The organism is Cellulosimicrobium sp. RS (genome assembly GCF_046159675.1).
GTDB lineage: Bacteria > Actinomycetota > Actinomycetes > Actinomycetales > Cellulomonadaceae > Cellulosimicrobium > Cellulosimicrobium funkei.
This window is the reverse complement of record NZ_JBJXVU010000010.1, coordinates 22,763-34,674: the sequence shown is the minus strand read 5'-3', so window position 1 is coordinate 34,674 and position 11,912 is coordinate 22,763. Positions and strand designations below refer to the sequence as shown.

Genomic DNA, 11,912 nt, shown 5'->3' with positions numbered 1-11,912 from the left:
ATGGGAACCGAAGAGACGCCCGCCGTCGTCATCCCGGTCGTGTACCGGGTCGAGGAGGCCGCCGAGGCTTTGCGCATCTCGCGCGACTCGATATACGAGCTGATCCGATCCGGCCGTCTGCGCACGATCAAGGTCGGCAGCCGCCGCCTGGTGCCGGTCGTCGCGCTGAGCGAGTACGTCACGACGGCGCTGGACGGTGCCTCGTGAGCGCGACGGACGAGCGTGCGGAGCGGCGTCGCCGGCCGAAGGGTGATCACGGCGTGTACTTCGACGCGGCCCGCGACCGGTACGTGGCACAGGCCACGGTCGGTTACGACGGTCGCGGGAAGCGCATCGTCAAGAAGGGCACCGGCCGGTCGGAGACGGCGGCGCTGCGTGCCTTGCGTGCACGGATCAAGGAGCACGAGGCGGGGCTGGCAGTCGGAGCCGAGCGGTACACGGTGAAGGCGGCGGTCGAGGACTGGCTCGAGCTCGGGCACGGCAAGGTGGGGGAGCGCACCACGGAGAAGGACAGGTACCTCGCGCGGCACGTCATCGACAACCTCGGGGCGCGCAGGGTGAAGGACCTCACCGCGTCCGAGGTAGAGCGCTGGCTGCTGGACCTGGCGCGGTCGATGACCACGCGGACACTGCGCGACGTCCGCTCGGTCCTCAACCGGGCTGTGGCCAGGGCCATGGCTCGCGGGATGGTGACCCGAAACGTCGTCGAGCTCGTCGAGACTCCGCGCGGGCGTGCTGGTCGCGGAGCTCGGGCGCTGAGCCTCGACCAGGCGCGCGACGTCCTGACACTGACCAAGGGCCACTGGATGTACCCGTACATCGTCGTCTCGCTCGCGGCCGGCCTGCGTACCGAGGAGGTCCGAGCGTTGCGGTGGGATCGGCTCGACCTGGAGGGGGACACGGCCAAGGGCGTTCCGCCGTCTGTGCAGGTCTGGCGGTCGGTCCGGAGCGGCGGCGACACGAAGACGGCGAAGTCCCGGCGCACGCTCGGGCTCTCAGACTTTGCGGTTGCTGCACTGAAACGGCAGCGCACTTGGCAGGACGAGCAACGTGCCAGGGCCGGCACTGAGTGGACGGAGACCGGGCTGGTGTTCACCACCACGCTCGGAACGGGTCTCGATGCCGCCAACGTGCGGCGTGCGCTCCGTGGCGCTCTCGCTCTGGTGCCGAGCATCGAACCTGAGGACTGGACGCCGCGCGATCTGCGGCACTCGTTCGTCTCGCTCATGTCGGCCGAGGCGGTCCCGCTCGAAGAGATCGCGCGGCTTGTCGGGCACTCCGGAACCGACGTCACGGAGAAGGTCTACCGGCAGGAACTGCGCCCGGTGATCCAGACCGGCGCTCGGGTCATCGACACCGTGTTTGCCGACGTCGGGACGGATGTGAGCTGGGCGATGGACCCGCTGTTCTCGATCGCCGTGGCGAAGGGCCAGCGCGGTGCATAGTCACCCACTTGGTCACCCAAAGACACCCGCGGCGGGTCCGGTCCGGGAAAGCGAACCGGCCCCGACCCGCATAAGCGCTGGTCAGGGCCGGTTTCGGCTGGTCGGGGTGACAGGATTTGAACCTGCGACCTCTTCGTCCCGAACGAAGCGCGCTACCAAGCTGCGCCACACCCCGGTTGCTGGCCCACGTGACGGTCGACGAGGAGACCTCGCCTTCCCCGCAGGAAGCCTGCCCAGAATAGCCGACGAAGTGCCGTGCCACGAAACCCGATCCCCGTGACCCCGCCGACACCCCCCTTGACCCCCCGACCCGCGCCCGTCGAGCACGGGGTTGGCGACCGACAACCCGGGATCGCGGTCGCTGACCCCGTGTTCGGCGGGTGGTGGGGAAGGGGGTGTCGTCAGCGCGACGTCAGGGTGAGCAGCGTGGCCTCGGGGCGGCACGCGAACCGGACCGGCGCGTAGGGCGACGTGCCCGCACCGGCGGAGACGTGCAGCCACGTCGAGTCCTGGCCGCCCGCGGCGTCGGGGCGGGGGCCCGGCCAGCCGTGCAGGCCCTTGGCCCGCTTGCGGTCGATGTCGCAGTTCGTCACGAGCGCGCCGAACCCGGGCACGCAGAGCTGCCCGCCGTGGGTGTGGCCCGCGAGGACGAGCTCCGCGCCGTCGTCGTGCATCTGGTCCAGGACCCGCCGGTACGGCGCGTGCGTGACCCCGAGCCGGAGCACGCCGCCCTCCGGCGGAGCGGCCGGGGCCTGCGACGCGGGCGCGGGGAAGACGTCGCGGTCGAGGTGCGGGTCGTCGACGCCCACGAGGTCGAGGCGGACGCCGCCGACGTCGAGGACGTCACGACGGTTCGTGAGGTCGACCCACCCGGCGTCGCGCATCGCGCCGGCCATCTCGGCCGCGGGCAGGAGGCGGGGCTGCGACGCGAACGGCAGCCGCGCGTCGGGCAGGAGGTAGCGCGCCGGGTTCTTCGGGACCGGCGCGAAGTAGTCGTTCGAGCCCAGGACGAACGCGCCGGGCACCGCCAGGAGCGGGGCGAGCGCGTCGAGCAGCGGCTCGAGCGCGTCGACGTGCGCGAGGTTGTCCCCGGTGTCGACGACGAGGTCGGGCTCGAGCTCGGCGAGCGAGCGCACCCACTCGATCTTGCGCTGCTGGGTCGGGACGAGGTGCAGGTCGGAGACGTGCAGCACCCGCAGGTCGCGCGAGCCGGGTGGCAGGACGGGGACGGTCGCCTCGCGGAGCGTGAAGAGCTTCGTCTCCACGTGCGCGTACGCGACGCCCGCCACGCCGACGGCGGCCAGCGCCCCGAGCCCGCGCAGGGCCCGGCGCGCCCCGTCGGCGCTCAGCCGTTCCCCCCGCCGCCGAGGCCCTCCAGCCACGCGCCGAGGTCGCTCTCGCGGCCCGCGCCGTTGCTGCGGTCGCCGCGGTCGCCCCGGCCGTCGGCCTCGCTGTCGGGCTGGTCGTCGTCGGGCTCGTCGCCACCCGGCTGCTGACCGCCCTGGTCACCGCCGTCCTGGCCGCCCTCGGGCGTCGACGGGGTGCGCGGCGGGGGCTTGGGGGCGTTGACGCGGCCCCAGTCCGGCTCGGCGAACCCGGGGGCGGGCTGACCGGCGAGGATCTGGTTCATGTAGTCGCGCCACGTCGGGGCGGCGAGGCTCGACCCGTACCAGTACGGACGCGTCTTGCCGTTGATGGTGAAGCGGCCGTTCATCTCGACGTCGTTCTCGGCGTTGCCGATCCACACGGCCGTGGCGACCTGCGGCGTGTAGCCGATGAACCACGTGTGCTTGTTGAGGTTCGCGGTACCGGTCTTGCCCGCGGCCGGACGGCCGTCGGCGAGCGCGTTGCCGCGGCCCGAGCCCTGGGTGAGCACCTGCTGGAGCGCGTACGTGACCGTGTTGGCGACCGCGGGGTCGATGGCCCCGGGCTGGCAGTTCGCCGACGGGACGGGCAGCTCCTCGCCGTCGCCCGCGACCACCTTCGTGATCGCGATCGGCTGGCAGTACGTGCCGCCCGCGGCGAACGTCGCGTACGCGGCGGCCATGTGCATCGGCGACGAGTTCTGGGTGCCGAGGATCATCGACGGCACGATCTCGATGTCGGTCTTGTCCTTCGACGACGGCGTGAAACCGGCCGCCTTCGCGGTGTTCGCGACGCCGCAGAGGTCGAGCTGGGAGGCGATGGTCGTGTAGGCGGTGTTGACCGAGTTGTAGGTCGCCTTGAGCACCGTCATCGAGCCGCTGCCCGGGCCGTCGGAGTTCGCGGGCGTCCACGGGTCGTTGCCGAGACGCTTGCAGCTCGCGTGGAAGTCCCGGCTGCCGATCCAGGTGCGCTTGTTCGCGTTGACCGTGTCGTAGAGCGAGTGCCCCTCCTTGAGCCACTCGGCGAGGACGAACGGCTTCCAGGTGGAGCCGGGCGAGAACCCGCGCGATCCGCCGTGCGCCTCGTCGGTGCTGTAGTTCACGGCCGTCGTGTTGGGGGCGGGGTCCTGCGTGTTGTCGAACGCGCGGTTCTGCGCCATCGCGAGGATCTTGCCCGTCCCCGGCTCGATCGACACGATCGCGTCCTCGATCTGGCTCGGGTCGTCCGCCGGGACCGCAGCCGCCGCGTGCTGCTCCGCGGCCGCCTGCATGTTCGGGTCGAGCGTCGTGTAGATGTCGAGCCCGCCGCGGTACAGCAGCGCCTCGCGCTCGGCCTTCGTCTCGCCGAACACCGGGTCCGACATGATGATCTTCGTGACGTAGTCGCAGAAGAACGCGGAGCCGCCGGACGCCTGGCAGCCCGCCTCGAGCGGCTGGATGGCGAGCGTGTCCGCGATGGGGGTGGCCAGCCCGGCGTCGTACTCCTCCTTGGTGATGTACCCCTGCTGGTACATCGTGTTGAGGACGACGTTGCGGCGGTTCTGGGCCTTCTCCGGGTCGGCCGTCGGGTCGTACGTGGACGGCGCCTTGGTGATCCCGGCGATCGTGGCCGCCTGGAGGTAGTTCAGGTCCTTGGCCGAGACGCCGAAGTAGTGCCGCGCCGCCGTCTCGACGCCGTACACGGAGCGCCCGAACTGCGCGATGTTGAGGTAGCCCTGGAGGATCTCCTCCTTGCCCATCCTCTTCTCGAGCGAGATGGCGAGCTTCGCCTCGCGCGCCTTGCGCCCGAGCGTGTCGGCCTTGGCCTCGTGCTGCGCCATGACGTCGCCGTCGCGCACGGCCTGCTCGATGAGGACGTTCTTCACGTACTGCTGCGTCAGGGTCGAGGCGCCCTGCGTCGAGCCGCCCGTGAGGTTGTTGACGAACGCGCGCGGGATGCCCTCGACGTCGACCCCGCCGTGCTCCCAGAAGCGCTTGTCCTCGATCGCGATGACCGCGTTCTTCATGGGCTCGGAGACCTGGTCCAGCGGGACGACGATGCGGTTCTCCGTGTAGAACGTCGCGAGCCGCGTCGTGCCGTCGTTCGCGTAGATGCGCGACTGCTCGGACAGCGGGCCCGGCTCGAGGTCGGCCGGCAGCTCGTCGAACACCTCGACGGCGGTGTCCGTCGCGGTGTTCGCCCCGGCGGCCAGCGGCACGAGGAGCCCGGCCGCGAGCACGCCGCCGACGCCGGAGACCAGCACGAACGCCAGGAAGAGGGCGACGAGCTGGTACGCGTTGATCTGCCGGCCGCGAGGACGCACAGGGGAAGCCATGGTGCCAACCCTACGGGAGCAACCCCGGGAGAGGCCCGGAAAGCCGCCTCTCCCGGGTGTGCGGGTTGTGTAAGCATCCCGGGACGGCGCGCCCGTCCGGCCGCGCCGCGGCCCGCGCCGTCCGACTACGCTCGCCCCATGGCAACCACGTGGGAGTACGCGACCATCCCCCTCATCATCCACAACACGAAGGCCGTCCTCGACCAGTGGGGCTCCGACGGCTGGGAGCTCGTCCAGGTCGTGACCGGCCCGGACGGCAACGGCCTCGTCGCCTACCTCAAGCGCCCCACCGGGGAGAAGTAGTGACGGGCGTCCCCGCCGGGACGGTCGCCGCGCGCCTCGCGGAGCTCGGCATCACGCTCCCGCGGGTGGCGGCGCCGGTCGCCGCCTACGTCCCCGCGGTGCGCTCCGGCCGGTACGTCCACACCTCGGGCCAGCTCCCGTTCGTCGACGGCGCGCTGCTCGCGACCGGCAAGGTGGGCGACGGCGAGGGCCTCGTCGCGCCCGCCGACGCCGCGGGTCTCGCGCGCGTGTGCGCGCTCAACGCGCTCGCGGCCGTGCACGACGTCGTCGGGAACCTCGACGACGTCGTGCGGGTCGTCAAGGTGGTCGGGTTCGTGGCGAGCGACCCGTCGTTCACTGGCCAGCCCGGCGTCGTGAACGGTGCGAGCACCGTCCTTGGCGAGATCTTCGGTGAGGCGGGGGTGCACGCCCGCAGCGCCGTCGGCGTCGCGGTCCTGCCGCTCGACGCCCCGGTCGAGGTGGAGCTCGTCGTCGAGCTGGCGGAATAGCCTTCACGCCCGCACGAGCACGGGGTCGGCGACCAGATCCGGGAGGATCCGGTCGCCGACCCCGTTCTCGTCGACGTCTCGGCGGTGCAGCCGGTCAGCGCGCGCGGCGCTCCAGGCGGTCCATGTCGAGCAGGACGACGGCCCGGCCCTCGCGGCGGACCCAGCCGCGCGTCGCGAAGTCGGCGAGCGCCTTGTTCACGGTCTCGCGCGACGCGCCGACGAGCTGCGCGAGCTCCTCCTGCGTGAGGTCGTGCGCGACGCGGATGCCCTCGTCCGTCTCCTCGCCGAACCGGGTCGACAGGTCGAGGAGCGCCTTGGCGACGCGGCCCGGCACGTCGGAGAACACGAGGTCGGCCAGCGTCTCGTTCGTGCGGCGCAGGCGGCGCGCGAGGGCGTTGAGCAGGTGCTTCGCGACGCTCGGGTGCTTCTCGATCCACTCGACGAGCTGGTCGTGGCCGAGCTCGTAGATGACGGAGTCGGCGACGGAGCTCGCGGTGGCGGTGCGGGGGCCCGGGTCGAAGAGCGAGAGCTCGCCGAACATCTCGCCGGGGCCGAGGATCGACAGGAGGTTCTCGCGGCCGTCGTTGGAGCGGCGCCCCAGCTTGATCTTGCCGCTCGCGATCACGTAGAGGCGGTCGCCCGGCTCGCCCTCGCGGAAGAGCACGTCCCCGCGCGAGAGCTCGATCTGCTGCATCGACTCGAAGAGGGTGCGCGTCTCGTCCGCGTCCATCGTCGCGAACAGGGGGGCGGAGAGCACAACGTCGTCGTCCACGCGGGGTGTCCTATCGTCTCGTCCTCGGAAATGTTCCAGGACAAGTCTGCCCTACCGCTGCAACTCGGGTGTCGGGGGCGGCGGCTACGGTGGGTTCCGTGACCACCACCGAGCAGGCCCGCGCGCGGGCTCCGAAGCCCGAGTCGCACCTCGCGCTCGTGCGGCGCGCGCGCCGCACCAACCGTGAGCTCGCGGTCACCTACCCGGACGCGCACTGCGAGCTCGACTTCACCACGCCGCTCGAGCTGCTGGTCGCGACGGTCCTCTCGGCCCAGACGACGGACAAGCGCGTGAACCTCACGACGCCCGCGCTGTTCGCGCGCTACCCGGACGCCGCGGCGTACGCGTCGGCGGACCGGGCCGAGCTCGAGGAGATCCTGCGGCCCACGGGCTTCTTCCGGGCCAAGGCGCAGTCCGTCCTCGGGATCGGCCAGGCGCTCGTCGAACGGTTCGACGGCGAGGTGCCCGCCCGCCTGGAGGACCTCGTCTCTCTGCCGGGCGTGGGCCGCAAGACGGCGAACGTCGTGCTCGGGAACGCGTTCGGCGTGCCGGGGCTGACGGTGGACACGCACTTCGGCCGCCTCGTGCGCCGCCTGGGGTGGACCACGGAGGAGGACCCGGTCAAGGTCGAGCAGGTCGTCGGCGGGCTCATCGAGAAGTCGGAGTGGACGATGCTCTCCCACCGGCTGATCTTCCACGGCCGGCGGGTGTGCTTCGCGCGCAAGCCGGCGTGCGGCGCGTGCACGATCGCGCGGTGGTGCCCGTCGTTCGGCGTCGGCGAGGTCGACCCGGTCAAGGCGGCCGCGCTCGTCAAGACGAGCTGAGGTACCGCCGGGTCACGCGCGCACGATCCCGCGGCCGCTCGGGTCAGCCCGCGGGCCGCTGCGTCGTGGGGAGCCAGTCCAGGAGCAGCTCCGTCACGGTGTCCGGGGCCTCCTCGGGGAGGAAGTGCCCGGCGTCGTCCACGACCTCGAAGCGGAAGTCCCGGGAGAGCGCGGCGCCGTCGGCGTCCGCGAGGTCGCGGCGCAGCAGGCCGTCCTGCGCCGCGTGCACCTGGAGGGCGGGGACCTCCACGGGGTGGCGGAGCGCGGCGAGGAAGCGGCGCCCGTCGGGCCGGGGGGTGGAGCGCACGGCCCAGCGCAGCGACTCCATCGCGGTGTGCGCCGCGAACGGGATGCGCATGACGGTGCGGTACGTGTCGACGACGTCGGGCGCGAAGGGCTGCGCGGCGCCCGTCGCGAGCACGTCGGCGACGAGGTCGCCGCGGACGAGCGCGCGCTCGGGCAGCGTCGGAACCTGGTAGAACGCGAGCTGGCGCTGCGCGGCGGGCGTGAGGAGCCGTCGGGCCGACGTGTGCAGCCGTGCGGGGTGCGGCGCGGAGAACGCGGCGACCCCGGCCGTCACGGCGGGCTGGAGCGCAGCCATCGCCCAGGCGAGGCTGCCGCCGGTGCCGTGGCCCACGACGACCGCGCGCCCCGACCCGAGCGAGCGGATCACGCCCGCGATGTCGCGCGTGCGCGTCGGGGCGTCGTAGCCGATCGGCGGCTTGTCGGACGCTCCGACGCCGCGCACGTCCATGGCGGCGACGCGGTAGCCGGCGGCGGCCAGGGGCTCGAGCTGGTGCCGCCACGCCCACCAGAACTGGGGGAACGAGTGGAGCAGCACGACGAGCGGCGGGCCGGGGTCCCGCACGCCACGGTCCTCGGGACCGGCGAGCGCCACGTGGAAGCGGGCCCCGTTGGCCGGCACGAACTCGTGGCGCCAGGGGCCGTCGAGGAGGGCGGACGTGAAGTCGGAGGGGTCGGGCGTCACCCGGACGAACCTACCGGCGTCCCGGACCCGCTGTCGGCCGACGACCCGGAGTCGGCACCGGCGGCGTCCGCTCCGGACGCCTCCGCGGCCGCCGCGGGACGGCGGTCCTTCGGCGGGTCGAACCGGTAGCCGACGTTGCGCACCGTGCCGATGAGCTGCTCGTGCTCCGGCCCGAGCTTGGCGCGCAGACGGCGCACGTGGACGTCGACGGTGCGCGTGCCCCCGTAGTAGTCGTAGCCCCAGACCTCCTGGAGGAGCTGCGCGCGCGTGAACACGCGGCCCGGGTGCTGGACGAGGTACTTGAGGAGCTCGAACTCCTTGTACGTGAGGTCGATCGGGCGGCCGCGCAGCCGGGCGGTGTAGCCGCTCGCGTCGATCGCGAGCTCGCCCGCCGCGATCTCCTGCGGGCCGTCCTCGGCCGGTCCCCGCGCGGAGCGCTCGATGACGAGCCGGAGCCGGGCCTCGACCTCGGCCGGTCCTGCGCCCTCCAGGAGGAGGTCGTCGGCACCCCACTCGGCGGTCACCACGGTGAGCCCGCCCTCGGTGAGCACGAGCACGAGCGGGACCGTCAGGCCCGTGGCGTGCAGGAGCCGGCACGTGGTGCGGGCGGCGACGAGGTCGCGACGCGCGTCCAGCAGCACGACGTCCGAGTCCGGTGCGTCGACGAGCGCCGACGGCTCCATGGGCAGGACCCGGATGCGGTGCGAGAGCAGGCCGAGCGCGGGCAGCACCTCGACGGAACCGCCAGTGGCGGGGGTGAGGATGAGCAGGTCGGCCATCCGGCACCTCCTTCCGGGTCGCGGGGCGCGGGCGGCGCCCCCGGGCGTCGACGCGTGGCGACCGGGCGGGACGGACCTCTACGGGGCACGCCACGTCGTCGGCCACGTCCGCGGTCCGTGGACGGTTACCGTATCGCGTGCCGGCCGCGCGCACGGTGCGTGTCTCACATCGCGCGCGTCCGCCCTCCCCGGCCGGTGACAGCGCTGCCCGGCAGCGACGCCGAGGCCCGCTCGCGAGACCGCCGCCCGGCCGTCGACAGGGAGCCGGTGAGCGGCCCGTGGCGAGTCTCTGCGACACTCTGAGGCGTGCTGCACGACCCGACGCCCTCCCGCGACCCCCGAACGGGGCGCTGACCGCGTGGACCTCTCGACCCGTGCCGTCGTGACGGCATGCCTGGCGGCGGTCGTGGCCGTCGCCGCGTTCTTCGGCCCGCTGCCGCTCACGATCGCGTCGGGCGCGCTGGCGCTGGGCGTCGCGATCGGCTGGCCGCGGCTGCTCGACATCCCCGTCCACGGCGGGACCCGGGTCGTCATCGCGATCGCCGGGCTCGGCGCCGTGGCCGCGACCGCCGCGACGCACGGGGAGCCCGCGCTGCGCCACCTGCCCGTCGTGCTCGCTCTCTCCGTCGTCCTCGCGTTCGTCGCCGAGCTCCTGCGGCGCGACGGCCGCCCGCGCCTGGTCGAGTCGCTCATCGGCACGGTGAGCGGGATCGTCGTGGCGACGTCGAGCGCGGGCTGGATCGCCGCGGGCCGCACCGACGCCGGCGAGTCCCTCGTCGTCACGACGGCGGTCGCGCTCGCCGTGGCGTCCGCGGTGTCCGCGCTGCCGCTCGGCGGCTGGCTCAACGCCGCGCTGACGCTCGGCCTCGCGGTGCTCGCGGGCGGCGCCGTCGGCTACGTCATGCCCGACCTCGAGCTGCTGGGCGGCGTCTGGGCGGGGGTCGTCGCGGGCCTGCTCGTCGCGTCGCTGCACGCGCTCTTCGACCAGCTCCCCGAGCTGCGCGGCCGTCTGGGCGCGTTCTCGGCGACCGCCCTGCCCGTCGCCGTCGGCGGGACCCTGATCTTCGTCGTCGGCCGGGTGATCGTCGGGTGACCCCGTCGCCGCTCGCCGTCGTGCTGCTCGTCGTGACCCTCGTCGCGACGGCCGCTCTCGGCGTGTGGTGGCAGCGCCGCCAGGGCGTCGTGCGGGCCGCGCGCGGGAGAGCGGGCGCCGGGTCGCCCGCGGACGGCGCTGCTGGGCGCGCCCCCGTGGACTGGGCGGCGCACGGCGTCGCGCTCGCGGAGCGCCGCACGTTCGTCCAGTTCTCCGCCGAGCTCTGCGCGCCGTGCCGCGCCACCGCCCGGGTCCTGCGCGACGTGAGCGCCGCGCACCCGGACGTGACGCATCGTGAGATGGACATCGACGACCACCTCGACCTGGTGCGAGCATTCGGCATACTGCGCACGCCGACCGTCCTCGTGCTCGACGCGGAGGGCCGCGAGGTCGCCCGCGCGAGCGGGGGCATGAACCGCGCCCAGGCGCTCGCGGCGCTCGCCGTCGCGGACCCGGGCGCGCGGCCCGCGAGCGTGCCAGGCAGCTGACCGCCGTCTCCGACGGCCGACCGGAGGAGACCCGAGTGAGCGACCAGGCAGGCCCGGAGGCCACCGTCACCGAGCCGGGCGGCGCGCCCGCCGGCATCGACCCGCGCGGGCCGCGCGCGGGGGCGGGCATGACGGCCGTCCTGCTCGCCGTGGTGATCCTGCTCTGGACGTCGCCCGCGGCGCTCGTGCTGCTCGCCGTCGTCGCGGCGAGCTTCCTGCTCGGCACCGTCCGCGGCGCGCAGGGCACGTGGCAGGCGGCCGTCTATCGGCTGGTCCTGCTCCCGCGCATCGGCCCGACGACGGAGCGCGAGGACCCGAGGCCGCCGCGGTTCGCGCAGGCGGTGGGCCTCGTGATCACCGGTGCCGGGGTCGTGCTCGGGCTGGTCGGCGTCGCGGGCGCCGTGCCGGCCGCGGCGGCGCTAGCGCTCGTGGCCGCCGTCCTCAACGCCGCGTTCGGCCTGTGCCTCGGGTGCGAGCTGTACCTGCTGCTGCGCCGGGTCGTGCCGGCCCGCTGACGGCCCGGCGCGCGCCTGCCCGGCACGCGAGCGCCTGCGGGCGCCGCTCGCTCAGTAGACGAGCGCCTGGGCGCCCTCGCGCAGCGCCTCCTCGACGAACACCGCCGCCCCCGCGATGCGCACGCCGGGCAGGACGTCGTCGGCCGTGATCCCGCGGCGCGCCGCGCACTGCGTGCAGACGGTCAGCGTGCCCGCGGCGAGGACCGCGTCGAGCAGGTCGGGCAGCGGTGCCGCGTGCTCGAGCTCGAGCTCCGCCGCGCGGCCCGGCACCCCGAACCACGCCGCCTCGCCCGTGAGCCACACGCTCACCTCGACGCCCGCCGCGACCGCGGCGGCGGCGACGGTGAAGGCCTGGTTCGCGGCCTCGGGCCGGTCGAGCCCCGACGTCGTCTTGACGACGAGGGAGCGGGAGCGGGGGGCGGCGGCAGGGAGCGAGGAGTCGGTCACGCGGCCGAGCGTAGTCCCGCGGGTGACCACGGCCACGGCGTGCCGGTGCCGTCCGGCCGGTAGGATCGCCCGCATGAGCCCGCACACTCTC

General features: G+C 73.8%; 14 protein-coding genes and 1 tRNA gene. 8 read left to right on the top strand and 7 right to left on the bottom strand.

The annotated features are described in order from the left end of the window. On the top strand, positions 1–207 hold the full coding sequence (locus ACI769_RS15305; RefSeq protein WP_409141891.1) for a helix-turn-helix domain-containing protein: 207 nt from the start codon (positions 1–3) through the stop codon (positions 205–207). Next, positions 204–1,445 carry a tyrosine recombinase XerC gene (gene xerC / locus ACI769_RS15300; protein WP_409141890.1) on the top strand — a complete coding sequence of 414 codons (1,242 nt, stop codon included), beginning with the start codon at positions 204–206 and terminating at the stop codon, positions 1,443–1,445. The genes ACI769_RS15305 and xerC overlap by 4 nt, the downstream gene beginning before the upstream one ends. A gap of 98 nt (positions 1,446–1,543) precedes the next feature. On the opposite strand, the gene ACI769_RS15295 is transcribed toward xerC, so the two are convergent. From ACI769_RS15295 to ACI769_RS15285, 3 genes are all read right to left on the bottom strand, one after another. Next, positions 1,544–1,620 (bottom strand) — tRNA-Pro (locus tag ACI769_RS15295). Positions 1,621–1,846: 226 nt separating this feature from the next. Next, complete coding sequence (locus tag ACI769_RS15290; RefSeq protein ID WP_409141889.1) at positions 1,847–2,827, bottom strand: metallophosphoesterase; 981 nt, start codon at positions 2,825–2,827, stop codon at positions 1,847–1,849. Next, entirely contained in the window at positions 2,791–5,124 is a 2,334-nt protein-coding gene (locus tag ACI769_RS15285; RefSeq protein WP_409141888.1) for a transglycosylase domain-containing protein, read from the bottom strand. Before ACI769_RS15285 ends, ACI769_RS15290 begins: the two co-directional genes overlap by 37 nt. Before the next feature lie 138 nt (positions 5,125–5,262). Here ACI769_RS15285 and ACI769_RS15280 point away from each other — a divergent pair, with 138 nt between their 5' ends. Both ACI769_RS15280 and ACI769_RS15275 read left to right on the top strand, forming a co-directional pair. Next, complete coding sequence (locus tag ACI769_RS15280; RefSeq protein WP_021481786.1) at positions 5,263–5,427, top strand: hypothetical protein; 165 nt, start codon at positions 5,263–5,265, stop codon at positions 5,425–5,427. After that, entirely contained in the window at positions 5,427–5,915 is a 489-nt protein-coding gene (locus ACI769_RS15275; protein ID WP_409141887.1) for a RidA family protein, read from the top strand. Before ACI769_RS15280 ends, ACI769_RS15275 begins: the two co-directional genes overlap by 1 nt. Positions 5,916–6,009: 94 nt before the next feature. On the opposite strand, the gene ACI769_RS15270 is transcribed toward ACI769_RS15275, so the two are convergent. Then, positions 6,010–6,687: a Crp/Fnr family transcriptional regulator gene (locus ACI769_RS15270; protein WP_021481784.1), complete on the bottom strand. Its 678-nt coding sequence runs from the start codon at positions 6,685–6,687 to the stop codon at positions 6,010–6,012. A gap of 98 nt (positions 6,688–6,785) precedes the next feature. Here ACI769_RS15270 and nth point away from each other — a divergent pair, with 98 nt between their 5' ends. After that, the gene (gene nth, locus ACI769_RS15265) at positions 6,786–7,511 is read left to right on the top strand and encodes an endonuclease III (protein WP_409141886.1); all 726 of its coding nucleotides are present in this window, start codon (positions 6,786–6,788) and stop codon (positions 7,509–7,511) included. Between the two features lie 43 nt (positions 7,512–7,554). On the opposite strand, the gene ACI769_RS15260 is transcribed toward nth, so the two are convergent. Together ACI769_RS15260 and ACI769_RS15255 are read right to left on the bottom strand one after the other, a co-directional pair. Then, positions 7,555–8,499 (bottom strand): alpha/beta fold hydrolase, encoded by a 945-nt coding sequence (locus ACI769_RS15260; RefSeq protein ID WP_409141885.1) that lies wholly within the window; start codon positions 8,497–8,499, stop codon positions 7,555–7,557. Then, the gene (locus ACI769_RS15255; RefSeq protein ID WP_051028149.1) at positions 8,496–9,278 is read right to left on the bottom strand and encodes a response regulator transcription factor; all 783 of its coding nucleotides are present in this window, start codon (positions 9,276–9,278) and stop codon (positions 8,496–8,498) included. Before ACI769_RS15255 ends, ACI769_RS15260 begins: the two co-directional genes overlap by 4 nt. 358 nt (positions 9,279–9,636) lie before the next feature. On the opposite strand from ACI769_RS15255, the gene ACI769_RS15250 reads away from it, so the two are divergent. The 3 genes from ACI769_RS15250 to ACI769_RS15240 are packed head-to-tail and all read left to right on the top strand — an operon-like array spanning position 9,637 to position 11,374. Next, positions 9,637–10,371, top strand: coding sequence for a hypothetical protein (locus tag ACI769_RS15250; protein WP_043654716.1), 735 nt, complete (start codon positions 9,637–9,639; stop codon positions 10,369–10,371). Further along, positions 10,368–10,859, top strand: coding sequence for a thioredoxin family protein (locus ACI769_RS15245; RefSeq protein ID WP_409141884.1), 492 nt, complete (start codon positions 10,368–10,370; stop codon positions 10,857–10,859). The genes ACI769_RS15250 and ACI769_RS15245 overlap by 4 nt, the downstream gene beginning before the upstream one ends. Positions 10,860–10,894: 35 nt before the next feature. After that, positions 10,895–11,374 carry a DUF4395 domain-containing protein gene (locus tag ACI769_RS15240; protein ID WP_043654720.1) on the top strand — a complete coding sequence of 160 codons (480 nt, stop codon included), beginning with the start codon at positions 10,895–10,897 and terminating at the stop codon, positions 11,372–11,374. Between the two features lie 51 nt (positions 11,375–11,425). Here the strand turns inward: ACI769_RS15240 and ACI769_RS15235 are convergent, their stop codons facing one another. After that, on the bottom strand, positions 11,426–11,821 hold the full coding sequence (locus ACI769_RS15235) for a DsrE family protein (protein ID WP_233139832.1): 396 nt from the start codon (positions 11,819–11,821) through the stop codon (positions 11,426–11,428). Positions 11,822–11,912: the final 91 nt, after the last annotated feature.